We start from the raw sequence: 24719 nt of genomic DNA, 5'->3' as shown, positions 1-24719 counted from the left end.
ATGGCAAAGACAAATCTCACGGAAGCTTCCGGCATTACTCCTCAGTTGATGCAGAAGCTCAACGAGCAGTACAACTCATCACAACTGCGCGCCGCTCAGACCAAGCTTACGAACACGTCACGTGAGCTCCGCAATTTAAGCTCCGGCCATAAGATGGGCCGCGGCTTGATTAGTCGACTGGGTGATCACTTGAGCGTGGAACAGCGTGAACTGCTCTCACAGGCCGCGCAGCTCCTTGAATCAGTGAACTCTCATGTCGAGCATGCCAAGGAAAAACGTGTACGCGACGAGAAAGCGGTTAAACGTCGGCAGGAGGCTCGGAACGCAAGAGCGAAACTACTGATTGCGGCTACATATCCCCTGCCCACTGAGAGCCTGGACCAGAAACTTGAGCTCCTGAAAACGGCGCTGTTATTCAACCGCATCGGCGCATATGACAGTTTCTACTCCGCAGTCGAGCTTAATAGCGAGATCCGAAGCACCTTACTGACGCCGTTTAGCAGACTGATAGGTTGGGGAAGCCTGACCGCTTACCGACTCAGTTGCCTAGGCTCGCTTCGTATCCGGCTCGTTGAGGCACTGACTAATGACATCTCTTACGACGATGGATCTGAGGTCGAGGATCGGCTAGCCGCTCTGCAGTCAAAAGTCCGTGATGCGAATGCTAAAGCCGCGCTCACAGATGAAGAACATGAAACCCTCAGACTCTGGAAAGAGGCTCTGGCAGTTGAGGCAGTACCGCAGGTACGGCCATGAGCATTGACCGCCAACGGATAATCGACAAAGTCATCAAATGCTTCGCACTGGCACGTTCTGCGGGTGCCTCTCCTAATGAAGCGGAGACAGCCCTGCGGCAAGGCCGCAAGCTTATGGAGCAGTACCAGCTAGAAGAGCTTGAGGTGGACGCCCACCTCGCACGTGAGGCGTCAGTATCTGCCGGCACAAAGCGAGCGCCAGCGAGTTGGCTGCACAGCCTGGCGGGCACGTGCGCGAGCGCTTTCGACTGCGATTGTTTTGCTTTCCCCTCACGGCCTGGAGACTGGCATTTCAAGTTCGTCGGGTTGGGTGTGTCGCCCGATCTGGCGTGCTATGCCTATTCCGCGCTTCATCTGCAGCTTGTTTCGGCGCGTCGTCAGCACGTATCGCAGCTCAAACGCTGCAATCCAACCACCAAAAGACGACGTGGACGGATTTTTGCCGAAGCATGGATCAATGCAGTGGCCAGCAACGTTTACAAGTTCGCTGGGCGACAAAACGCTGAAACTCAACAAGCGATAAGCGCTTACCTCAGCCTGCACCACCCTACCTTGGTCGAAAAAGATCTTGAGCCCACCTCTGTTAAGGGCCACGACCTGAGATCTCAGCATCAGGGCTGGATGCAAGGTTCTACAGCGGCATTGCACAGAGGCGTCGATCAGCACTCTCCGTCCCCGGCAAGAATCGGGAGGGCTTGATGGACATTTCTCATATGGCACCTCCCCACTCCGTGGAAGCCGAACAAGCTGTGCTTGGCGGACTGATGCTTGATAACGAGTCTTGGGACCTGATCGCAGACCGTATCAAAGCCGATGATTTCTACCGGGCCGAGCACCGTCTGATATTCCAGAGCATTGCTGGGCTGGCTGAATCGAACAGGCCATTTGACGTGGTCACGGTTTCCGACTCCATTGCAGCAATAGATGCTGCTGGGGGCTTGGCTTATCTCAGTGAGCTCGCCAAAAACACCCCTTCTGTGGCCAACATCAAGGCTTATGCAGAAACAGTGAGTAACCGAGCTCATCTACGCCGGATTATTTCACACGGCTATGCATGTACCCGGGAGGCTTCAGATCCTCAAGCGAATGCGTCTGAGGTTCAGGACGTCATCGAGCAGCAACTTTTTGCTTTGGGGCAAGGACGGCAGACTTCCGACTTTGTGGACGTCAACCAGATGCTTATGCAGGTGGTCGACAAGATCGATCTTCGCTTCAACGCTGGGGAGTCGGTCGTTGGATTGCCCACAGGGCTTTCCGATCTTGATGAATTGACGGGCGGACTACAACCAGCCGATCTGATCATCATTGCGGCCAGACCCTCCATGGGCAAAACCAGCCTGGCGCTCAACTTGGTAGACGCTGCGCTTCAAAAAGATGCTCAGGCCACTGTTCAGGTCTACAGCCTCGAGATGCCGGCAGAGGCGATCATTTACAGGCTCATCTCGATCCTGGGGCACCTGAACCTGGAGAAGTTGATACGCGGGCAGTTGGAGGATGAGGACTGGCCGAAGCTCGCGATGGCAGTGCAAAAGATCAACTCGTATGGCGATCGCCTTGTAATTGATGATCAAGCTGACCTCACTCCCTCGGCAATCCGTGCGCGGGCTCGCAGAGGCGCACGGCGTTTCGGAAAGCCAGTCCTGATATTGATCGATTATCTGCAAATGATGAAATGTCCAGGTAAAGAAAATCGGACAAATGAAATCAGTGAGATATCTCGGTCACTCAAGGCTTTGGCCAAAGAGTTCGACTGTCCTGTCGTGGCGCTCTCTCAGCTCAACAGAGAACTTGAGCGGCGTCCGAACAAGCGACCTATCAATGCAGACCTCCGTGAGTCGGGCGCGCTTGAGCAAGACGCTGACCTGATTCTGTTCGTGTATCGGGACGAAGTTTACAACCCCGACAGCGAGCAAAAAGGGATCGCCGAGCTCATTCTCAGCAAGCATCGAAACGGCGCGCTAGGCACCGTCCGAACGGCCTTCATCCCCCAACACACTCGTTTCGAAAACCTCTCGGCCGCCGCATGGCAAGGAGCTCGATCATGAGCGCGCGCAATAAACCTCTTTGCATAACTCATGAGTGCCGCACGTGCGGCCACCACCACCCTTTCACTGCGGTCATGCCAGCAGGAAAACGCGCGCCCGAGTGCCCTTCGTGCCATAGCGGTGAAGTCGTAGAACTGGAGCTGGTGCACCCACAGTGGAGCGTTGTGGCCTCCAGTAAGGCACCAGACAGCAAGGAGTACACCGTCGTGTTCCGCATGAGCCCAGGTACTTCCAGAAAAGCCTTCATGAAAAAACTCACTGACACCTTTGTCGACCACGAGGTTGAAATCCTAGAGATCCAGTCGGGTGACAAGCTCGGCGGATCGGGAGGCCAGTGACATGCAGCTATATCACACCACTGAAGAAGATTTGCCGGTCCAGTCGGACCGGGAAAAAGAGCGCCTCCGGAGCGATATCGAGAAGGCGATGGCTGATTACTTAAGTCGTGGGGGCGCTATCAATCAGGTTGAAGCCAGCAAGCGCTCGAATGACAGCTCATTCATTATCAACTGTGAAAAAGCCGCACAGTTGAAGGCGGATACCAGCGCTCGTGGGCGGAAAAAAACAAACGATCTGACCGACACAGAGCTGGCGCGACTGCTGAAAGCCCACTGCACAGCAGGGGCATCACTGGCGTGCGCCGCTGCGACGCTCAATCAAACGCGGAAGCGTTGTGAAGCCATAGCTCGTCGCTATCAGATCCCCTTCCGCTCTGCTGCTTTTACAAAAGCGAGGGCGCGGTCATGAGCAATACATCTACGTCTCTTCGAGGCAGGAAAAAGTCCCTGCAGGACTTGGCTGACTTCGCCATCTCACAGGGATGGGCAGTGCATCGCACTCATGGTGGGCATATCAAGTTCACCAAAGGTGGATGTTCACCCATCTTCACTTCTTTCACACCCAGCGACCACAGGGCCGGCCTCAATGCTCGCGCTCAATTGCGCCGCGCACAAAACCAAAGCCAGATTGGAGATCGCCATGCTGAATAACGAAGCTGTGAATATTCGTGAGGACGATAAAGACGAGAAATTCGTCATCCGCCTACCTACCGGAATGAGGGGCCGGGTCCGTGGGGCTGCGAAAGCAAACCATCGCTCGATGAACTCAGAAATCATAAGCCGTATTGAAGCGACGCTCCGTCACGAGCAGGAGATTGCGAGGCTTACGGCTGTGATCGATGTGCTGCTCAAAGGCGGAACACCCACCAGCAACGTCATCCAACTTCCTGAGGCGGGCCAATAATCATGGCTGGCAAACTGACTGCAGATGAAATCTCGGGCAAGTTGTTACAAGGCTCATTCAGTCGTTCTGGCCCGACGGTTGATCAACTGCCGGACCCGATTGTAGATACGCCCATGGTTCTTACCCTGGACGAGATGAAAGCCTTCGAGCAAAACCCTCGCACCGTAACCAATGCGAAGTACAAGGAGATCAAAGACTCCATCAGGCAGCGCGGCTTGGATCACCGCCCTACAGTAACGCGTCGACCTGGCGAAATTAAATTCACCATCAACAACGGCGGCAATACACGTCTGCAGATTCTTCGGGAGCTGTACAGCGAAACCGGCGAAGACCGTTTCTATCGACACAATGTTCTGTTTCGGCCCTGGGACTCAGCACGTGGGGAGATTATCGCTCTCACAGGTCACCTTTCGGAGAACGATCTTCGCGGTTCTCTAATGTTCATAGAAAGGGCTGTGGGCATAGAAAGTGCCCGCGCCATTTATGAGAAAGAAGCCGGTGAGTCCATATCTCAAAGGGAGCTGGTTCGAAGGCTAAGTGCCGACGGCTATCCGGTTTCCCAGTCACATATCAGCAAGATGCAGGATACGGTTCGCTGCCTTCTTCCAGTAATACCCAGTGCGCTTTATTCAGGGTTAGGAAAACCTCAGATCGAGCGTCTCCTTTCGCTACGCAAGGCTGCTGGCCAGACCTGGCTCACGCATACAGAGGGGAAAGAACACATCCCTGACTTCGAAGGTTTGTTCCAGGACGTACTTTCGCTGTTCGATGGAGATGCAAGCGAGTTTGTATACGAGCGGGTTCAGGATGAGCTGATCAGTCACATGCAGTCGGGAACGGGGCTATCTTACGAGCAGCTCCTGCTCACACTGAGTGAAAATCAGAACCAAGCACGGCGTTCATCTGTGATCGACACGCCAGTGAGTTTGACGCCAGCTCAACAGCCTCGACCTGACGGTCTTCCGCCTGAGGGTGACGTTCCGGGTATCGATCAGCAACAGGAACCAGGCATTCAGGCTCCCCCATCTGAGGCTGACAAAACCAAGGGCAAACAGGACGTCTCACCGAAGTCCTCAAAAAACGAAGCTGACAAGCCGCCGCCTCAGGCTCCTGAACTCACCGAGGAGGAGCGCGCAGCAAGGGTTGCCGGGCATATCGTTAGCCCGATATCCACCACTGAACGTGTGCAGGATGTAAAGCGGCAGTTGGCAGCCCTCGATGGGGAAAATCTGCCCGACTTCAAGACAAATGCACTGATTTCGATACCCGTCCAAGCGGGTGGGTTACATCCTATCTCTGACGTCTGGTACATCGAACGTATCCTCGATCAGCCGGATGAATTGCGGCCGGTAATCGCTCAGCTCGCCCGGGAAATCGCCCACCTGTCAGGCATCAATCCTGACAGCGTGATTGATGTACCAGGTGGTTTGGGCTTCCTCTGCCAAGACCCTCCTGAGGATGTAGACCTCAGCGATCTGGCCAATAACGTACTGACCCTTCTCCAGTCGATTAGTGGCGTATACGCAATTGCCTTGATCAAAGAGTCCCCCGAGCAACCACTGGATGTGTCCGAGTTTCAGTTCACCGCAGCGCTGGCCCAGTTGCTGTTAGGTAGCCCGAGATACGAAGACCGTGAAGCAATTCTCCAGGGACGCTTGGACGATACCTGCATCGTGAAGCTTTTCCGACTCATTCGCCTCGGCCGACGGCTGGTGGAGCTGGAGATGGGAAGCGTCAGCGTGGTTCAGACCCCATGAGGTTTTTTTCCGACGTTGTGAGACAGGAGTTTGGTCATGTCGAAAAAACATAACCCCCTCAACGAAGCCATGGTCGCGCAAATTCTGCATCACTTGCGCAACGGTGAAGTGAGGCGTTGCCTTGATATGGGACTGGACCCAGAAATTCTGGCACTGCTCCAGCATCCCTCATCACAAAGTGTGTTGCTGAACTCTGCAGTTATCTGGTGCCGCGTGGCAGTTGATCCGGACATGGTGAAGCGTCTGCTGGCGAACAAGGAGCGCACTGATCAGGAAAACCGAATCGTGCAGCGCGCGCTTCGTTTGGGGGCGACGACCCCAATGCTGCAGGAGTTCTTCGGCATGTCCCCCCAAGAAGTTTCCTTGCAACGGGTACTGGTAGGTGTTCCTGGACGCCCTGGGCGATTCAGAGACATTCCCGATGACGCACCTCTGTGGCATAGGTTTGTGCAGTTGATGGAAGAGTACAACGTGGATCATACGGATGGTGTCGCATTACTTGATATCGCGATGATGCTGACGGAGGAGGTAAACGTCCCTCCTGAAGAGCCCCACATCGTGCCTCCGGATCAGATCACCCTGGGCCTCGTCTGGAACAAGATTCAAGGATGGCTGGCTCAGGACCTATATCCGACTGGCAAGAAGCGTAAATCGGCAAGCCTCGTAATGCTGGGGGAGTCTCGGCAACAGTCGAAAGCAAACGCTAATCGGAGCCGGCCGGGTCAAAGCCAGGCGAACAAGCCCGTGGGCAAGGTAGAAGGCGACCGGATGTGATAAGGATGAACCGGCGCCCTTCTCTGGGGGGAGCCATTAATGCCGCTGCCGGGGCTCTACAAAATCATCTGCTGCTCCAGCAATTAAAGCTGGCCCAACAGCAGAGCTCTGGCTCAGATAATAGAAAGTCGGTTGCTGGCTCAGATACTGAGGAGACACTCGACGGTATCGTTTTCAGTGGAAATCCACATGAGACGGTGCCGCGAAGCCTCCTGCTTGATGATCGACTTTCACCGCTTGAGCGCAATGCTTGGCAAGTCTTCAGATTGCTTATTAACGCAGATGGCATCACAGCCTTTCCGACTTATGAACAACTTCGTCCCTACCTTGGCTCCGTCCCAGGAAAATTCGCATCCAGAGAGACTGTAGCGAAGGCTCTGACAGTGCTTCGCTTGACGCGCTGGCTTAGTCTTGGACGCCGAGTAAGAGACTCTCTGAGCGGTCGAATGCAGGGAAACGTCTACATCCTGCATGACGAACCGGTCGGGTGTGTTGAGGCTATGGAGCTTGATCGCGACTACCTGTTGCTTGTAGGCCATTCCCTCGAGCATGCAAATAAAGCTGTCAGGACCGTGGCAGATTTGGCATTCAAAGAATTCGCAGCCGACCCTAATCAATCGACAGGTGTGCTGCCCACGCGACTTGATGTCATTGAGGGTAGATGGCGTAGTCAGGGTTGGCATGATGCACCGAATGCCGTGGATCGCGAAGAAAACCAGCCTGAGTTCGGAATCCGAACTCAGCAAGAAAGCCGGCCCTCAGCACTGAGTTCGGATTCCGAACTCAGTAAAATCAGTGAGAAAGCGAATCTCGATAGACCGAGTTCGGAATCCGAACTCAGTCTAAAATCAGCGTCATACGGCACAGTTCGGATTCCGAACTCATATAGTACGTATACGAATACAAATACATCTGTATGTAAAAGCTCTGTACCGCGCGAGGCTGTGAGCGCTCCAGTCGATCTACCTCCAGGGTTTGAAAGGTTTACAGAGGATCAACGCTTCAGGGCGATGACCGCATTGCAGAGCGTCGAGCCGACACTGCGAGAACCGTTGCTTGATCAATGGCGCCATCGTTGCAATAGCGGTTCCGTGAAGAACCCATTCGGTTATCTATTGAGCTGCATGCAGAAAGCCCTGAGTGGGGAATTCAATGCCCAGTGGCAGGCTCCTAGAGCGTCAGCTCAAAATCCACAGGCGCACTCCCCCCAGCCGAAACATCTCAGCAACGCGCCTGATCAACCAAAGCCAACTCCCCCGCCTCCCATCAAAAAAGTCTCGCCGCAAGATCGTGACGAGTCTTCACTGGCTGCCGGGCGCAGCTCAATGATGGACATCAAGCGGATAATTCGACCGAGATCACAGGGTTGAACAGATCAGCTGAATGCTGCAATCAATGCAAGCACTGTGATTCCACTGGAATCACTTTGAGCACCGACCACGGTGATTCCCCGGGAATCACTTCCAGCTCCAGTCTGGGTGATGCCACTGGCATCACTTTCAGCGCCGATCAGGGTGATTCCACTGGCATCACTTTCAGCGCCGATCAGGGTGATTCCACTGGAATCACTTCCAGCACCGAACGGGGTGATTCCACTGGAATCACTTCCAGCACCGAACGGGGTGATTCCACTGGAATCACTTTGAGCACCGACCACGGTGATTCCCTGGGAATCACTTCCAGCTCCAGTCTGGGTGATGCCACACGCAAGCCCACGAAAATCAGGGTCTCCACCAAAAAACCATTCCGATCAAGAAACGGTTTGTTACTGACCCTGAGTTGTACCCGCAGGCAGTCTTGCATCGCCCTATCAATCATTTCTTATAAAGGAAGCGCTCAGCATGGCTGACAACTTTCAGCTCAACCTCGGTTCATTGCGAAGCAGCGTCAACCTGACCCTGCACACCCACCATGCCTCGCGCCTCTGGTTTGGGCGTCAACGTACCGAAGGCAAGCCTGGCATGATCGGCCTGAGCGGCTTTGCCAACATCCTCAACCGCATCAAGCGTGGCTGTGAACAGGACGATCCTTATTCAGACTGGTTTCTGATCCTTATAGAAGAAAAGATCGAAGCCTCTGAACAGGAAATGAAAGATATCGACGCCAGGCTGGACGAAGTTATGGCCTCACTGCCTCCGATGCTTTCAATAGGTCAAAACCTATCCGTGCAGCCGGTGACACTGCCGCTGTTCCTGTCCACGCCGCTGGCGTTCAAAGCGGTCTTTTTGCTCACTGCCTACGACGAGCTCGTGCGGCGCATTCTTCTGGCCAGCCACGTCGGCCTTATAGACAACAACGCCAAAGGCCAGTGGCTCGATGAGGGGGCTGCAATCCTGCGTCGTCTTTTCGGTTTGAGTCAGCGCTGGAAGTTCTCGGGAGCAAGCCGAGATGATTTTGCGGCCAAGAACGCACGTTCCGAGCAGGCTCGTGAGATGTACGCATCGTTTGGTGAAATCCCCCAAGACATTTTGGAAGGAACTCGCAAATCAAGCTTCGCGCCGTCCCCCTCTTCGGCATCAAATGCCGCGGTCAGTGAAGACGGTGATGACGAAGGCTTCGAGGAGACCATCACGCTGGGCCAGCCGCACCCTGACAAGCCTGAACCTGAGTCCGCAGAGTGACTAACGTGACGGCCAACCCCGCGCACCAGAATCAAGAGCGCCAGAGCCTGCAACAGGGTGCCTTCCAACCCCTGCAACAGGATGCCTTCGTAGCACTGCAACATGCGCCCTTCCTAAAAGGCCTTTTAAAACCTTTTAAAGGTAAGGGGGGGATGCTCCAGTTGGCAGAGTTATGCCGGTCCCTTGAAGGTGATCTGAACGCGCTGGCCGAGGATCAAGTGCTTGCCCAGGCCAACAGACATCCCTTCACTCTTCTGCCTGTTCGGATGGTCCGGCAAAGAACAAGCGCTGGCACAGTTTTTCTCCGCTGGCAGGAAATGGGAACGCGGCAGATGGGCGTCAATGTTTGGTCCAGCTTGCTGGCCGATCCCAGAACACCCGAATCACTACTCCAGGATCTGCACTCCATGGAACAGCAACGCGTCGCTTTGAATATGCAAATAAGTCTGGTCCATACCATCGGCCGGCAGGCCGCCGAATGTGCCGAAAAGATGGCCCAGGCAGATGCCGTTTACTCAGGACGGCTGCAACAGATCTCACAATCCAGCGGCATTTCACCGCACACGCAGAAGGAGTCCTAACATGGGCACATCAGTAGACTGGGAAGGTAACCTTGGCTCTGCTCCAGAATTTAAGGAGTTCGCCAACGGCAACAAAGATCCGCGCCGCTTGCTGCGGCTGAACGTTTACTTTGACAATTCAATTCCGAAAGCTGATGGATCAGGCTTTGAGGACAGAGGCGGTTTCTGGGCCAACGTAGAATATTGGCACCGCGATGCGGAACACTATGCCAACTTGTTCCAAAAGGGCATGCGGGTCATGATCCAAGGGCGAGCGCTCATTGATAACTGGACCAAGGAGGGTAAGGAGTTCTCTGCGTTGAAAGTGCAGGCATCGCGGGTCGCAATCCTTCCCCACCGGGTTGAAGCGGTGCAATTGGCACCTTCCCAGTCATACAACCAGCCGCAAAGCGAGCAACAGAATACCGACCGGAGTTCAACTCAAAATGATGCAGCTCCGCATTTCGACGACGATATTCCTGTGTAGGAAACCTGTGCGAAAAATCGCGGCCTCTGCGTGAAGCTGCTGGTGGAAACGACACTGATCAACGTTGTTCTCCATCAGCAGGCAGGTACTTCTAAATTGTTCACCCGATGGAGCAAAAATCGCCCTCCTCGTGGATCTACTGGTGAAATGAATCAGCGGATCGGGAAGCCCACTTTACGACTATCCTCTTACAGGTCGAATCCAATGAGTGACATCAACAACTTCGTAACCTATGTCATCCGCATGCCAAACGACACCGCGTTAAGGACCGCCCTGACTACTGAATTGACTGAGGCGGTTATCAGAAATGGAGGGGAGTTGACCGGAACATCACTAGAGGATGAAATCACGCTCAATGAGCTATTTGAAGCACGCATGAACGACCTGGATGTCCAAGAAGCCCGGTGGGCCGCTAAGGAGCTGGCGACAGCTGAATACCTCGAAGATTGAAAAAAACGCCTCGTTCGTGAAGTCTTGGATGTATCCGATCTACACCACGGGATTCCTCAGTTGTGAGAACAGCCCCTACAGCGACGCACGAGACTTCGGATCGGCGTCGATTCAACAACCCACACCATGCCGTGATGCTTGCGGGTGCTGAAGCGGCGCTTAAAGGCATCCCTCTCCACGAATGCCCCTACCGGCATCCAGCCATCCGCGCATCGTGGCTAAAGGGGTTTGCCCAGGAGCAACAACAAAGCTTCAATTTCTGACTCAGCGCGATTAACCCACTCCCCCACGTTTACGGTTACGCATGGCGAGCGAAGATCAGGTCTAGGACAGTGCTGCCTCAAGTCACTTTGAGCTCATTGATTCATGACCGCCGAGCCTATTTGCGAAACAACTTTCGTCCAAACTCTTCTCGATATTGCGAAATTCCCAGAACGTCATCGTGCTGTTGCCAACACTTGGGCTGATCATTTCAACGTACCGGCGGAAGCACGTGACGAGTTCATACTGCACTACCTGACTCACACTTCCTCAACTCGATGCTGGTGCGTTGCTCTCCATAACGATGGCTCGGTTGCACGTCCAACGGTGGCGCGGATCGGCAGGCAGCTGCAATACTTCGATGGCCAGCTGATTTCAGCTGTGCGATTTGATGAGACGAGAAAAGTCCCCGGCCACGCACCAACTCCGAGCCAAGCTTTGAAGCTGGCTCATGAATTGATTACTCATGATAGTGCGAATGCACTTCTGACATCATTCTGCAAACCAGCACGGGACCTGGCTCGGGATGAAGCGGAACTTAGTATAAGACCGCTGGTGAAATTCAATATGGGCGCGCTTAGTTCAGAGGGCCGGAACAAACGTTTTTACGCGCCACGCGGCCGCTTTTACATCACCTGTATCGGCGCGGCAGTGAAGAGGTTTTGTCAGAGCCTCGACCAGGAGCTGTTGCATGCAGTGCGTTCCGTGCAGTGCCCTTCCGCCAAACTTTACAACTGGCTCGCTCAAGGCGATCGCACACGTCGACTACAGGCCTTGAAAGCACAACCGGTGTTGGTGCCGGTGTTGATCGTTGGGGTTGGAATGCCGTGGCCCATGATTGCAGGTGGACTGCTGGTGGAATGCCCATGGTTCGAACTTCAGGAGTTTTGCTGCTCCTGGGAGGGTGAAACCATCATGGACGGGGCCGGGTTCGTGGGAAGGGCAGTCGACACTGGCTTGCCGCTTAACAGGGTTCTGGCATGGCTGTTCTCGGTACCGACGTCCTCGATCCGTTTCCTTGGCCACCAGCGGGTCTACGATACCGGCAGCGCGCTCAGTCGTTTGAATTCCGAGGGCCTTGAGGCAGGCTGGGAGCATCTGATCGCGGGCTCTGTGCTAGGCAATCGTCGCCCGAGAACCAAAGCAGAATGGCGTTTTTTCTATGCGTTCAGATCAGCGATTCCATGGGATTTACTCCGCCCCTTGCGTGATATGAACAATCTTTTGGTGGGCTGCCCTACTGACTGGGCAGACCCTGCCTGGTCCGGCATGGCGGCCAAACTTGTTGATTTAAGAGAGCTGTTCGACAACCTAGAACGGGCTGGTAGTTGCGAGGCTCGTAACACCAAGCGGCGCCTGTACGCGTTTGTAAGCGGTTTGAACTTCCGCCAAATATCAAATGTGGTCGATGCATTCCATGGAGCTCTCGCAGACATCAGAGCGAGGCTGGAGCGGGATTTCCCGCCTGAGCCATCTGACTGTTTCACAAGATGGCCGGGGCTGCTGCTGGTCAGTGATCCAATCACCTGCAGTGCGACCGGTTTGCAGATCGTCGAATTACGCTGTCCGGCAGACTTAGACCAGGAGCATCGGTCTCTGGGTCACTGCATCGACACATACGACTTCCGTGCATATTCGGGCAACTGCCGACTCTTATCCATCCGATCTGAAGGGCTGCCGCTGGCATCGGTCGAGCTCACACTCAGAGCAGGCCGCAATGAGCGAGTGACTGGCGATTTTACACCTCAGCATTTGCATATCGCTCAGATTAGAGACAACGAAAACAAACCCCCAGATGCTCACTCGGCAGTGATGAACGCTTTTGAGTTATTCATGGCCGCAGTCAGAAGCGGTCGTATGCCCGTGCTCCTGGAATGGCCAAATATGGCGATGAAGATGGCGCGTTACGCTGATGAAAAATCGATGTTCAACATCCGCTTTGGGGAAGAGATCGTGGGCTGGGCTAACAGTTTGTTGGACAAGGGGCTCTGAAGATGGCATCGCCCCAATTGATGAACAAGCGTCCGGTATTGCTTCGCAAAGCCATTTTCGATGGCTACGACTTCGGGCTGTCCCTCAGTTACCTACAAGGTGCAAACAAGCTTTTGCTTCGCCGGAGGGGCTTTTTCATACGCAGGTCTGATCACCCACTGAACCAGTTCTGGCGTGTGCCCAAAGACAAGCTACTCGATGACCTCGATGTGCTCTATCGGGAGCTGGCAGAGCTCGCAGATGGCAAACACATCGAAAGCTGGCAAGCATTCAGAGACAGGATTACCTCTGCCCAGTCCGACGTGCACCGTGACGCATTCACCTGGGGGATGAAGTTCAGGCTCGCGCCGCTGGCGGAAGGCGGTGTGATCCTGTCGGGAGATTTTCATCCTGGTGCTGTAGCAATCGCCAAGCGCATGCGTGGGGTGTTCCTCTCGGCGGGCAAAGCCTGGCGAGTGCAGGGCACAGCAGAGTTGGTCCGCAGCAACCTGGTTCTGGAACTAGGCTTGGACGAAGATCAGTTTGAAATTCTGGACACGCTGCAGGAGTTGCTGGCTGACGGGTCGGTCAAGGCGGTGAGTGAGGTCACCAGTATCAGTCTGGGTGGCCACTCTCCAGAATCGACCAAAAGCGAAGAGGAAGTTTCAGATTCAGGTATCTACCTGGCATCTGTCCCATCTATCAGAAACACCGAGTTGACCAGTGCCGATATCGATAAGGCGCTGGAAGAATTCTCGCTGATGGATCATCAGCCAGCAGGTATTAAGCACCTACTGCAGCGCACGAGCGCACTGCTGGCCGACGACATGGGGCTGGGCAAAACACGCCAGGCGGTGATTGCCGCTGGTATACGTGCTCAAGGAAAACCGGTTCTGGTGATTGTGCTCAATAGCTTGATCATCAACTGGCAGCGCGAGATCTTGATGGTGTTTCCTCAGGCTCAAATCGCCATGCAAACTTTTGATGAGAGCGCTGGCTGGATCATCGTGAACTACGAGCGACTGGGTGACTTTGTCATGCACGCGAATCGTTTCGCGGTGATGGTCATTGACGAGGCTCACCGACTCAAGGAACCCACTGCTGCATGGACACGCCACGGCTTCGACATCGCGGCTCAGGTACAAAACCGCTACTTGTTGACGGGCACGCCTGTGCTCAATCGCGAAGCCGAGCTGCACACACTCCTCAGGCTTTCAGGCCATCCAATCGGACAACTGCCCCTCAATGAGTTCTGCGAGCGATTCACCGGCAGTCCTGAGTTTCGCAAGACGCTTAGAGATGAGATATCTGACTGGATGCTTCGTCGCCGCAAGGATGTGCTGCCCAACCTGAAGGGGAAGCAGCGGCAGACTGTGCCGGTGATACTCAGCCAGGTAGAACGTGACGAGTACAATCAGATCATGCGCAGCGACCAGCACCGATTCGCAAGGCTGGGCGCACTGCGTCAGCTGCTCGAGCGCGTGAAGGTACGGATCCTTGCGGATCTGATGGCCGAGCTGGACGTCGACGACAAGGTGATCCTCTTCTGCGAGTATCAGGAATCCGTCGCCACGTTGCGCGAGCACTGCCTAAAGTTGGGCGTCGGGTGCGTGACGTTGGTGGGAAGTGACTCGCCCAAGAAGCGCCAGAAGGCGATTGATGCTTTCCAGCAGGACCCGGACTGCAGGATGTTCATCGGGACCAGGTCGGCCGCCGGAACAGGTTACAACCTGACTGCTGCGAACTATGTCTTTTTTCTGGGGCTTCCATGGACACCGGGGCTGCAGGACCAAGCTGAGGATCGAGCCTATCGCAACGGGCAGTTGCGCATGGTTGTCGTCAAAATCCCTCTAGCTGAGGACACCATCGACCAACAGCTGTGGCAGATGCTCATGGACAAGCGCGCCCTGGCCAGCGATCTGATCGATCCGGAAGCGGAGGAGTCGAGCAAAAAAGCCCTTGCCGAGATTCTTTAACCGGCTGTGGCAGGAGGCCATGACTTCGAGCTATGTTGCTTAGCCAAGCCGCGTGGAGTCGTTACATGCCATGCCCCTTCAAAGCGCGCCAAAGAAAAAGGACGATCTGAGTGCTGAAACCAATTCTGAAAGAACCCAGTGTCAACGAGAGTGAGAGGGTCCTGTCTGCCATCGTGTCAAACACGTTCTTCAGTCTCTGGTGTTATCCGAGCCTGTTCCGCTCAACAGGCAAGGGTAAGGAGTTCGCCGACCTGACGATCTATTTCAACAACACTCTCGTCATTTTCTCGGACAAAGGCCATGTCAACTTTCAGGAGCACAATGATATCCAGTTGGCCTGGAGCCGCTGGTACCGAGCTGCGGTCAAGGAGTCTGCAAAGCAGCTGCATGGGGCTGAGAGTTTGGTCAGAAACCATCCCGACAAGCTCTTTCTCAACAGTAAGCTGGAGGATCCGTTCCCGTTCGATTTGACTAAACCAGGGTTGAAGATCCATGTGGTAGCGGTCACTGGCGGGATTGGTCAGCACGCCCAGCGGTACTATGATTCACAAGGGGCCGGTAGTAGAGGAACACTTGTGTATAGCTACGAGGCAGCTGAAGATTATTTGCTGGAGAAGCCGTTTCTAGTAGGGGATGTCGATCCACGAAAAACATTCGTCCACGTACTCGATGAAAGCGGTCTGAAGCTCCTGTTTGAGGAGCTCTGTACACCGGAAGATTTCATCCACTTCCTAGACACAAAGGAACGGGTTATCCGAAGTGGAGCCTTCTTATCCAGCGCTGGGGAGGAGGAGACGCTCGCGTCGTATTTGCAAGAAGAAAGTGAACACGGCTTCGGCGATCTCAGGGTAACAGCTGGCTATGAAGGCCACTGCTTCAGGATCCCAGAAGGGGAATGGAAATATTACAGGCAGACTGTTGCATACGCGCTCCGCCATGCCCACAAGAAAAACGCAAAGCTCTGGAACCAGATCATTGCTCGGTTCGCTGATGCCATTACTGATGCATGTGTGGGAGAGGCCAAGGATGTTCCTTTGCTTGGGCATTCAGATGCTCTTCAAATCCTGGCTTCTGAGAACCTGTATTCAAGCAGCTTTCTAGCATCTTCCTTGTTCGAGAAGTTCAACCAGGTGCCCAAAGGCATGCGCTCTGCGCGAACAGCACCGTCCACTGCCAAGCCAGACCGTTTGTACATATTCCTGTTCTTCCCTTGGGATGACAGCTTTGCGTCATATCAGGAATACCGTGAGGCACGGAGGGATTGCATGCAATTGTACGCAAGCGTGGCGATGTACAAATATCAGAAGGCGAAGGAAATATTGATTTTCGGAGCTGACACAAAAGGCAGCCAAGTTGCATCTGAGACAATCATCGCCGTTGATGCGAGTGTTCCCCTCACAAGCGAGGGCCGAAAGATGGCTCAGCATGCAATGAAGACCTTACACATCCTCGATCACGTTTCAGAAAGAGTGATCCAAACATCCAATTCTGGCGCGGATGTCGGACGTAATGACCTGTGTCCGTGTGGATCGAAGAAAAAATACAAAAAGTGCTGCATGGTTACCGGCATGCATTGAGCTGTGGAGTTGTCGCGTAATTGAGGACCGCTTCCGTCCTCATGCATCTCTACCATGGATAACCTGAATCGATCCGTTAAGGGTTTAGCAGTGCTTTGCAACCTGAGCGCTGGCACCTTGGCCACCATCAAGAAATGGGGTCAAGGCACACATGATCAGGCAGCTTTCCACACTTTCCATACTCGCGCTGTTCGCCGGATGCACGTCTGTTGCGGACAAACCGGTTGGACCAGCTTTCGACAGCAGTCAGAATCCTGAACTGCTGTCGCCAGACCTGTATTCAAGTGGCGCAAAGTCCGGTCAGGAGCCGATGGTCCGCTACGGTCGGTACGCCCTGGTGAATACCGCTCCAGAGGCCGAACAGCGGGACCTGATGGCCCAGATCATCGATGTCAGCATTCCGGCCAATATGCACCCGTCCGTCCAGGATGCGATGCAGTACGTGGTCAGCCGCTCAGGCTACACCTTGTGCCCACCGAGCACCGGTCACGTAAACATCTTGTTCACACGCCCTCTTCCTGCTGCCCAGTACAAGCTAGGGCCAATGAGCCTGCGCAACACTCTGCAGGTACTGGCCGGTCCGGCATGGCAGGTCAAGGTCAACGAAGTAACGCGCGGTGTGTGTTTTGTACTGCGGCCAGGTTACCAACTGCCGGAGACGTCTAAGCCCGTGGCACTGGCTCAACCTGCGCAACCGGCCAGCACTAGATCAACCTCGGTAGCCAGCACCTCCCCTGCCGTTACCGTTGTAACTGCCCCGGCAACCGGAACCCCATTCAGCAAGGACACATCGCCTGCAGGGCAACCGCAAACCACGGTCGTCACGCAGGCAAAAGCGCAACCAGCTGCATCCATCAGCACCCCAGCCAAGGAAGGCCCCCCTACACAGCAAAAGCCGACTCCTGTGAGCGCGGCTCCGGCGAAGGCCACATCTCAGACCACCGTCACCAAGAGCATTGCTTCGACCAGCCAGGCTCCGATGAAACCTGAACCAGCAGCGAAACCCGTCGCAACGGTTGCGCCACAGCAAACGTGGAATGCGCCTGTGGGCAGTACCTTGCGTCAATCGGTCGAGGATTGGGCCAAACGGGCCGGCTGGCAGGTGATCTGGGTGCCGGAAGACCTGGACTACCCCATCGAAGCACCGTTGAGTTTTACAGGCTCTTTCAGCTCGGCGGTCGGGCAGATATTCCCTCTGTACGACAACGCCAAACGGTCCTTTGTGGTGGACGGTAATGAGGGCAATGGTCAGCAGGTTCTGCACGTATCGGAGAGGAAAAAATGAGCATGCCCTTCATGCGTCAGACCGCTCTGAGTCTCGCTGTTCTAACGGCATCAGCATGCTCAGTGCAACGGGTGGATGAAGCCGCTGCACGGGCAGAGGCTACCGCCGATTCTGCCGGCCGTTACGCGGCTATCCAGCGTAACAAGCAGCAACAGGAACGTCGGGACACAGTGATATTCAGCGACAAACCCTGGGTTTCAACGCAGCCAGTTGTTGCGAGACGAGGCATCCCCACCAAGTATGACTGTGAGGTCGCATATAGGCCTGCTGGCAGTGTCGGAATTGCTGAAATTGCCCAGTACATTTCCAGACAGTGCGGGATCCCTGTCCTGGTCTCGCCGGATGCGCTCAATCCTGGCCTGCTGAACGCTAATGCACCTGCACAGGGCAACAATGCGCCTCCAATCAGCACGGCCCCCAACCCTGATAGCCTGGCCGGGTTGCTGCCTGCAGGTATTACGGGCGGCTCCAACATGGCGCAGGCCTCTCAGGGGAGAAGTTCTGACTTCGCATCCATGCTGACACCGAACCTCGTCAGTGGGTTGCGCTTCACAGGGAAAGCCTCGGGTCTGCTGGATGAGGTCACCGCGCGGCTGGGACTCACCTATCGATTCAATCCCACCTCACGGTCAGTGCAGGTCAGCTATTTCGACACCAAGGTGTTTGACGTCTACGCATTTGGAGACGTGCAGGAAATCAAAAGCACCGTCAGATCCGGTATGACCACCTCCTCAGGTTCGGGAAGTGGTTCGTCGAGCGGATCATCGTCAGGTAGCAGTTCCTCAGGCGTTTCGGGTGACTCGGGCAGCAACCAGAGCACTACAGTCACTCTCAACACATCGATCCTGACTGACATCCAGAGCAACGTGAGGGCAATGCTGAGTACCTCGCCGCCTGGTCGCATGTATCTGTCACCGTCGACCGGGACGTTGACCGTGACTGACCGGCCCGACGTGCTTTCGAACGTTGAGACCTATCTGGCCAAGACCAACCACGCGATCACCCAACAAGTGCTGTTCAATGTGAAGGTGTTTGAGGCGACGCTGACCGACACCGATCAGCTGGCTTTGAACTGGGCGGCCGTCTACAACTCGCTGAGCACAAAGTGGGGCCTGTCTCTCTCGAATACTGTGCCAGGCATCAGCTCCAGCGCAATCTCGGGCTCTGTTGGCATTGTCGATACGGCCAACTCTGCCTGGGCAGGTTCGAACGCGATCATCCAGGCAATCGCAGAGCAGGCCCGGATCTCGAATGTTCGATCGCCGTCTGTGACCACATTGAATCTGCAGCCTGCTCCGCTGCAGATCGGCAACGTCCAAGGCTACATCCCATCGGTTCAGACCAACACCACGGCGTCAGTGGGCTCCAGCACGGCAATTACTCCGGGCACTATCACCTCCGGCTTCAACATGACACTGCAGCCTCGCTTGATGGACGATGACGAGATGTTGCTCATGGTATCGATCAATATGAGCTCCAAACCTACCTTCGAGCCATTCACGAGCAACGGCTCCAGCGTCCAGATCCCCAACTACGATGCGAAAAGTTTGTCACCGAAGGTGAAGCTGCGCAGCGGTCAGACATTGATCCTGTCGGGCTTTGAGGAGCTCAGCGACAACACGGACAAGATCGGCACAGGTTCCCCCGGATTCTTCGGGCTTGGAGGTGGGCGTAAGCGCACCTCGTCAAAAAGCGTGCTGGTAGTGCTGATCACCCCGATTGTGACCAACTGACATGGCGAACCTGTTCTCTCTGATACGAAAGCGCGCTACTCGCCCCCCAACGCCCAGCGATGGCAAAGTTCAGATTCTGACTTATCACGGACGATCTTTCGTTACAGGCCTGCTGTGGCACCCGTTGGTTAGCCTTACCGGCTACATGAAGGAAGCACGCCAGTTTGGTCGCACCCAGCAAATGGACATCGTGGCCATCAGGCATACCGAGTCGGTGATTCAGGCTGGATTTGTTTCGCAGAATGACGGTGCAGTCAAAGGTATGTATTCCCTTGCAGCTGCACTCGCCGGGCAGCTGGGCGCATCGTGGCTGGCTGCCTGGAAGATCGAGGACGCCGAGGATAGATACGCCTTGGTCGCAGTGTACCGAGGTGCGGTCATACCCGGTGCAGACCTGGTAGGCAGCAGTGAGGAAATAAAAAAGAAGGTGGCTCAGCAACTGAGCCGCTCGATGAGCTTCGACAAGATTTTTCTCCCGCCGGAGTTTGGTCGCGGTGGCGAACAATTCGACCCTGAAGCATTGTTGCAGCCATCAAATCTCAAGCGCGAATACAAACTGACACCGCTGGCATTCGGCCTGTCCAGACAGGAGCTGCTGAAAGCCGGGTTGATTGGTGCCTTGATCGTGGCCGGCCTGATTGGGTGGCACCAGTGGAATGAACATAAGCTGCAACTTGCTCGTCAGGCGCAGCAAGCGGCAGAAGCTGCAAGGCAAGCCGAATTGGATGCCCTGAACCAGCGAACAAACTCCCCAGTTGTGATCGAGGCGCTTGTACATCCGTGGGTAAAACAGCCTTCTGTCCCAGTATTTCTTAGAGGCTGTAACGGCGCAATTGACCAGTTACCACCTGCAATCGAAGGATGGCTATTCGTCTCAGCTAAATGCGACGGAACGCTGATGTCGGCCAACTACAACCGGACCGGCAACAGCACCACGCTCGCTTTCAGCGCCGCTACGGCGGGCTACTTTGCTGATACGCCCGCGTTCTACGACGAAGGCAACATGGCCGCGGTGAAGCTCACCTTCGAGCTGCCGCTGGCGGGTGATGACGTCCTGAACCCGGCAACGCAGGCCTTGGACAGCATCACTTCATGGCTGCAAGCCCAGAACGTCCAGCCCAAGATCACGGAAGTACCTGTGACGGTTGTCCAGCCACCAGCTTTGCCTGGCCAGCCAGCCCCTCCACCACCACCGCCTCCGGATTATCGACACTTCGAGATCCGCTACACGAGCCCGTTACCGCCAGCGACTGTTCTTCAAGGCGTGGAAAGCACGGGCATGCGCCTGCGTGAAATCAAAACCGACTTTCAAGACGGCAAATTAACCTGGAACGTCATAGGTGACCTCTATGTGCATTAACCCTCGCGCCTCCATTCTGCTGACGTTTCTATTGTCCTGCGTGGCTGCCGGCAACATGGCCGTCGCTGCCGACCCATCTCCCACCGACCTGAGCCGGATCAACATTGGTGAGTTGTCCCAGGTGCAGAGTGAAACCCTGCTCTTCACAGCACAGGCGGCGCGGGCTCGTGCCAAGGAAGACATCGTAAACGGAGCCAAAACAATCACGTCTGTGCCGGTTCAGACTACGCAGAACGCTTACACGACGCCCGCCCCGGCCAGCAACAGCACACCGCAGTTGCCGGTGGTCAAGACCGTGTTCAGGATGAATAACGCTCTGTATGCAACGTTACTGTACGGAAGTGGTTTCGAGGTCGATGCATCTGTTGGTAATGCTGAGCTGCCAGGAGGATTCAAGGTAATCAGCGTGTCACTCGACAGCGTGGTACTGGGCCATGACGGACGCCGATATCCATTAGGTTTCTCGACCCGGGCACCAAGTGGCTCGGTTGACGCGCCCCAAATGTCACTGCAGACACTCAAGCCTGTAGCTCCGGGGCAGCCCTCGGCTATGAGTCCGCTGTCCAGCGTGTCGCAGGAGTTTCAGCGATGAGCGGCGCGGTACGAATTGAGCCAGACATTGAGGCTGATCCGTTGGCACGCCAGGTCGCCCGGCCGACCGCAGTCGTGCAACCGATCACCATTGCCATGCAATCTGACGTGGTCGGAACCGTCCTGACTGCGGAGGGAAATCGGTGGGGGGACATCACCAGCGAGTTGCGTCAGCTCGTTGCCTTGTTAGCACCTGCCCCAGAGGCTGAAGAAGCAGAATTGCTCGTGTCGTCTCAGCACATGCACGACCCTTATGTGATGGCATTTATGGACCGCCTGGACCGAGCCGGCGTGCCGTTTCAGACCATCAGCAGCACGCTCAGCGACATCAAGTCTCTGTATCAGAATGCGGGTAAAGCTTTCGCCGGATCTATAGACAGTACCCAGCGTCAACAAGAGGTGATTCGTATCATCGGCGCGGCCCATGCACGACGTGCTTCCGACGTTCACTTCATCGTTGGCCACGAAATCACCTACATCAAGTTTCGCGAGGACGGTCTCTTGCGGGAGTACGGGCAGATCCAGAGCGCCGTAGGAAACGAGCTCTGTTCTTCACTTTTCAACTCAATGTGTGACGTCAAATCTGAGGGCTACTATCAACCGGAACTGAAACAAGATGCGCGCATGGCTCGCACCTTCCTCGATCAATTGGGACTGTCAGGGGCCCGTGTAGCAACCCGCCCTCTCGTCGAAGGGCCTTTGATGGTGCTGCGACTGATTTATGACGATCAGGAGAAACAGTCCGTCGACGATCTGGGATTTCTGCCAGAACAGAATTTGCTGTTCAAGCGGCTGAGAAGTCTTCCTTACGGCGTGATCATATTGACCGGTCCGACTGGATCAGGGAAATCGAAGTCGCTCCAGGTGCAGATCAACCTTCTGGCTGAAGAGTGCAAAGGCACAAAACATATCCTGACCGTTGAGGACCCGCCCGAATATCCGATGCGTGCAAATCAGTCCCCTCTTGGCAGCAATGAGTCATGGGGAGAATCCATTACAAACTCCGTGCGACTCGACCCCGACATACTGATGTATGGGGAGATTCGAGACCTTGAATCAGCTCAGGGGGCACTGCGAGGGGGGATGACCGGCCACCTGGTTTTATCGACTCTGCACACCAACAACGCTGTAGCAGCAATTCCTCGCCTGATCGACATGGGGGCTGATACAAGCCTGGTCACCGACCCAACACTCATTGTCGGCCTTATCAACCAGTCACTGCTGCCAACGCTGTGCAAGAAGTGTCGCGTGCCTGCGCGCAGCCAGATCAGTACCTTGGATCCGCAGCTGGTCGAGCGGCTCGAAAAGATGACCGTGCTGGATCAGGTCTATCTGGCTGGGCCGGGTTGCTCTCTATGCCGTGACGGGGTGAACGGAAGGGCCGCTGTCGCCGAGATTCTTCTCCCGACCCACCGGTTCATGGAGGAGATCCGAAAGAATGGCCCAAGCGCTGCGCGCCAGTATTGGGTCAAGCACATGGGTGGTATCACGAAGGTTGCCCACACGCTCATCAAGATAAATACAGGGCTGATTGACCCGCGCATGGCAGAGGCCGTAGTCGGTCCATTGGATTTTGACAGCTACATGCTGGATGCCGAAGCGCCTGAGGCAGAAGTCCATGCTCAGTAAGGTGATGGACGCCTGGTCTGGGCTTGTAGATGGCTTTTACAGGAACCAGTTTGGAGGCAATGAGCGGATCCGGCTTTACGAGAGCATGACCGCTCTGCTCGAGAACGGGGTGCCGCTCGACCTGGCTCTTGATCGAATTGGATCGATCTACAGTGATGGAGGCCGACGTGCTCGACATCCGATCGCGCTTGCCAGCTATGGCATAGGCAAAGCTGTGGACGGCGGCAAGACGCTGGCCCAGGCCTGCCTTAACTGGGTGCCTTATCAGGAGCACGCCGTTATCAACGCCGGCGAGAAGTCAGGGAATTTGATCCAGGCATTCAGCGACTGCGTGCGGATCATCGAGGCTCGGCAAAAAGTGATGAAGCTGGTGGTCTCCACGGCCTCGTACCCGGTTTTTGTCTGGAGCCTGATGGCCTACTTGCTGAACGTAATCGCCACCCGGGTGGTGCCGGCCATGAGCCGCTCATCCAACCCAGAAGCCTGGTCCGGCGCACCCATGGTTCTGCACATGATCGCCACCTTTGTGACCAACTGGGGACTTCTGACTTTGTGCCTTGTGGTAGTCCTGGTTGTCACCAGTGTCGTCACTCTGCCTTACTTCCGTGGCCCTTGGCGGACACGGCTGGAGATCTTGCCTCCCTGGTCAATCTACAAAGCGCTCCACGGCTCAACGTTCCTCCTCAATATCGCGGTCATGCTGCGAGCAAACATCGATCCGCTCGGAGCGTTGGACACGTTAAAGCGCGGGGCAAATCCGTGGCTGCGTGAACGCCTGGAAGCCGCCCACTACGGGGTTCGGATGGGTAAAAACTTTGGGGAGGCTTTAGATCTTTCCGGGCATGAATTCCCAGACCACGAGGCGATTCAATTTCTGATTGTTCTCTCCACCACGCAGAGCTTCTCGGCTGCAGTGCACCGCTACAGCCTTCGCTGGTTGGAGATATCACTGAAACAGGTCGAGCGTTACGCAAAGACACTGTCCCTCGTATCCATGGTTCTGATCGGCCTGTTGATGATTCTGGTCATGGTCGGGGCCTACAGCATGACCGGCAATGCCACACAAGGCATGACGCACTGAGCACTACACCCGTTACCCACATACCCAGGACCACACACATGCAAAACACCACTCACTCCGCTCGGGCGAACCAGATCGGTTATATCTCGATTGAATTGCTCTTCGTTCTCATCGTTATCCTGATCGGGATGGGCTACGCCCTTTACAACGGTTGGGGCGCGATGGGCAGTTCGGACGTCAACAACGAACAGGGTAACGTCGGTCAATTGATCGCGAACACTCGCAAGCTCAAAGGCAGTACCGGTTACGGAGCGTCAGGGACCGATCTGATCGCCCAGCTCAGCTCGATACGTGGCCTGCCCAATATGTCGTTCTCCAGCGGCAAGCTCTACAACGCCTGGAGTGGCCAGGTCACTGTGGTTGCCAACGGGATGACATTCACCGTGACCGAGGCCGGTTTGCCCCAAGATGCCTGTGTGACACTGGCCACGAAGATTGGACGCGGGCAGAAGGTCACCACCTCTATCAATGGCGGCACAGCTGTGAACGGCGAGGTGAGTTCAGCTGCTGCCACCAGTGGCTGCTCTACTGATAGCAACACGTTGGCTTGGACGGCCTACTGAG

At 55.4% G+C, this 24719-nt stretch carries 26 protein-coding genes; 25 read left to right on the top strand and 1 reads right to left on the bottom strand.

The features are described from left to right. Genes V476_RS15420 through V476_RS27320 form a run of 10 tightly spaced genes read left to right on the top strand, consistent with a single transcriptional unit; the run spans nucleotide 1 to nucleotide 7943 of the window. Nucleotides 1–756, top strand: coding sequence for a hypothetical protein (locus tag V476_RS15420; RefSeq protein WP_024960739.1), 756 nt, complete (start codon nucleotides 1–3; stop codon nucleotides 754–756). Beyond that, complete coding sequence (locus V476_RS15415) at nucleotides 753–1454, top strand: DUF2786 domain-containing protein (RefSeq protein WP_024960740.1); 702 nt, start codon at nucleotides 753–755, stop codon at nucleotides 1452–1454. The genes V476_RS15420 and V476_RS15415 overlap by 4 nt, the downstream gene beginning before the upstream one ends. Beyond that, on the top strand, nucleotides 1454–2800 hold the full coding sequence (gene dnaB / locus V476_RS15410; protein ID WP_024960741.1) for a replicative DNA helicase: 1347 nt from the start codon (nucleotides 1454–1456) through the stop codon (nucleotides 2798–2800). The genes V476_RS15415 and dnaB overlap by 1 nt, the downstream gene beginning before the upstream one ends. Then, on the top strand, nucleotides 2797–3138 hold the full coding sequence (locus tag V476_RS15405) for a hypothetical protein (RefSeq protein WP_024960742.1): 342 nt from the start codon (nucleotides 2797–2799) through the stop codon (nucleotides 3136–3138). Before dnaB ends, V476_RS15405 begins: the two co-directional genes overlap by 4 nt. Before the next feature lies 1 nt (nucleotide 3139). Then, nucleotides 3140–3547 carry a hypothetical protein gene (locus tag V476_RS15400; protein WP_024960743.1) on the top strand — a complete coding sequence of 136 codons (408 nt, stop codon included), beginning with the start codon at nucleotides 3140–3142 and terminating at the stop codon, nucleotides 3545–3547. Further along, entirely contained in the window at nucleotides 3544–3789 is a 246-nt protein-coding gene (locus V476_RS28945) for a hypothetical protein (protein ID WP_024661822.1), read from the top strand. The genes V476_RS15400 and V476_RS28945 overlap by 4 nt, the downstream gene beginning before the upstream one ends. Then, on the top strand, nucleotides 3779–4042 hold the full coding sequence (locus V476_RS15395; protein ID WP_011267076.1) for an Arc family DNA-binding protein: 264 nt from the start codon (nucleotides 3779–3781) through the stop codon (nucleotides 4040–4042). The genes V476_RS28945 and V476_RS15395 overlap by 11 nt, the downstream gene beginning before the upstream one ends. A gap of 2 nt (nucleotides 4043–4044) precedes the next feature. Further along, the gene (locus V476_RS15390; RefSeq protein WP_024960744.1) at nucleotides 4045–5799 is read left to right on the top strand and encodes a ParB family protein; all 1755 of its coding nucleotides are present in this window, start codon (nucleotides 4045–4047) and stop codon (nucleotides 5797–5799) included. Nucleotides 5800–5835: 36 nt separating this feature from the next. Next, nucleotides 5836–6573 carry a DUF2857 domain-containing protein gene (locus V476_RS15385; RefSeq protein ID WP_003317582.1) on the top strand — a complete coding sequence of 246 codons (738 nt, stop codon included), beginning with the start codon at nucleotides 5836–5838 and terminating at the stop codon, nucleotides 6571–6573. Nucleotides 6574–6578: 5 nt separating this feature from the next. Further along, on the top strand, nucleotides 6579–7943 hold the full coding sequence (locus V476_RS27320) for an STY4528 family pathogenicity island replication protein (RefSeq protein WP_161780168.1): 1365 nt from the start codon (nucleotides 6579–6581) through the stop codon (nucleotides 7941–7943). 5 nt (nucleotides 7944–7948) lie between these two features. Here the strand turns inward: V476_RS27320 and V476_RS27315 are convergent, their stop codons facing one another. Next, entirely contained in the window at nucleotides 7949–8230 is a 282-nt protein-coding gene (locus V476_RS27315; RefSeq protein ID WP_235810936.1) for a hypothetical protein, read from the bottom strand. A gap of 184 nt (nucleotides 8231–8414) precedes the next feature. Here V476_RS27315 and V476_RS15370 point away from each other — a divergent pair, with 184 nt between their 5' ends. The 15 genes from V476_RS15370 (at nucleotide 8415) to V476_RS15305 (ending at nucleotide 24718) form a co-directional block, all read left to right on the top strand. Beyond that, on the top strand, nucleotides 8415–9194 hold the full coding sequence (locus V476_RS15370) for a PFL_4669 family integrating conjugative element protein (protein WP_024960747.1): 780 nt from the start codon (nucleotides 8415–8417) through the stop codon (nucleotides 9192–9194). Then, the gene (locus V476_RS15365) at nucleotides 9191–9775 is read left to right on the top strand and encodes a DUF3158 family protein (RefSeq protein WP_024960748.1); all 585 of its coding nucleotides are present in this window, start codon (nucleotides 9191–9193) and stop codon (nucleotides 9773–9775) included. The genes V476_RS15370 and V476_RS15365 overlap by 4 nt, the downstream gene beginning before the upstream one ends. Nucleotide 9776: 1 nt before the next feature. Beyond that, nucleotides 9777–10241, top strand: a complete 465-nt coding sequence (locus V476_RS15360; RefSeq protein WP_024960749.1) for a single-stranded DNA-binding protein — start codon at nucleotides 9777–9779, stop codon at nucleotides 10239–10241. Between the two features lie 204 nt (nucleotides 10242–10445). Next, nucleotides 10446–10691: a hypothetical protein gene (locus V476_RS15355; protein WP_024960750.1), complete on the top strand. Its 246-nt coding sequence runs from the start codon at nucleotides 10446–10448 to the stop codon at nucleotides 10689–10691. A 62-nt stretch (nucleotides 10692–10753) separates the two neighbouring features. Further along, on the top strand, nucleotides 10754–10954 hold the full coding sequence (locus V476_RS27310) for a CrpP family ICE-associated protein (protein WP_080278573.1): 201 nt from the start codon (nucleotides 10754–10756) through the stop codon (nucleotides 10952–10954). A gap of 103 nt (nucleotides 10955–11057) precedes the next feature. Then, entirely contained in the window at nucleotides 11058–12944 is a 1887-nt protein-coding gene (locus tag V476_RS15350) for a hypothetical protein (RefSeq protein WP_024960751.1), read from the top strand. A gap of 2 nt (nucleotides 12945–12946) precedes the next feature. Continuing rightward, the gene (locus V476_RS15345; protein ID WP_024960752.1) at nucleotides 12947–14899 is read left to right on the top strand and encodes a DEAD/DEAH box helicase; all 1953 of its coding nucleotides are present in this window, start codon (nucleotides 12947–12949) and stop codon (nucleotides 14897–14899) included. Between the two features lie 110 nt (nucleotides 14900–15009). Beyond that, nucleotides 15010–16476, top strand: a complete 1467-nt coding sequence (locus V476_RS15340) for a YecA family protein (protein WP_024960753.1) — start codon at nucleotides 15010–15012, stop codon at nucleotides 16474–16476. 151 nt (nucleotides 16477–16627) lie between these two features. After that, entirely contained in the window at nucleotides 16628–17761 is a 1134-nt protein-coding gene (pilL2, locus tag V476_RS15335; protein ID WP_080278574.1) for a PFGI-1 class ICE element type IV pilus protein PilL2, read from the top strand. After that, a complete protein-coding gene (pilN, locus tag V476_RS15330; RefSeq protein WP_024960755.1) occupies nucleotides 17758–19494 on the top strand; it encodes a PilN family type IVB pilus formation outer membrane protein in 1737 nt (578 codons plus the stop codon). The genes pilL2 and pilN overlap by 4 nt, the downstream gene beginning before the upstream one ends. 1 nt (nucleotide 19495) lies before the next feature. After that, the gene (gene pilO2, locus V476_RS15325; protein WP_024960756.1) at nucleotides 19496–20854 is read left to right on the top strand and encodes a type 4b pilus protein PilO2; all 1359 of its coding nucleotides are present in this window, start codon (nucleotides 19496–19498) and stop codon (nucleotides 20852–20854) included. Beyond that, nucleotides 20844–21446, top strand: a complete 603-nt coding sequence (gene pilP / locus V476_RS15320; RefSeq protein ID WP_024960757.1) for a type IV pilus biogenesis protein PilP — start codon at nucleotides 20844–20846, stop codon at nucleotides 21444–21446. Before pilO2 ends, pilP begins: the two co-directional genes overlap by 11 nt. Then, nucleotides 21443–23074, top strand: coding sequence for a GspE/PulE family protein (locus V476_RS15315; RefSeq protein WP_011267067.1), 1632 nt, complete (start codon nucleotides 21443–21445; stop codon nucleotides 23072–23074). Before pilP ends, V476_RS15315 begins: the two co-directional genes overlap by 4 nt. Further along, complete coding sequence (locus V476_RS15310; RefSeq protein ID WP_024960758.1) at nucleotides 23064–24155, top strand: type II secretion system F family protein; 1092 nt, start codon at nucleotides 23064–23066, stop codon at nucleotides 24153–24155. The genes V476_RS15315 and V476_RS15310 overlap by 11 nt, the downstream gene beginning before the upstream one ends. Before the next feature lie 38 nt (nucleotides 24156–24193). Then, nucleotides 24194–24718, top strand: a complete 525-nt coding sequence (locus V476_RS15305) for a type 4 pilus major pilin (protein WP_003317566.1) — start codon at nucleotides 24194–24196, stop codon at nucleotides 24716–24718. Nucleotide 24719 lies beyond the last annotated feature (1 nt).

The sequence above is a fragment of the Pseudomonas syringae KCTC 12500 genome (assembly GCF_000507185.2).
In the GTDB taxonomy this organism is placed as follows: domain Bacteria; phylum Pseudomonadota; class Gammaproteobacteria; order Pseudomonadales; family Pseudomonadaceae; genus Aquipseudomonas; species Aquipseudomonas syringae.
Note: the sequence above shows the minus strand (reverse complement) of the source record. Positions and strands in the feature narration are given on the sequence as shown.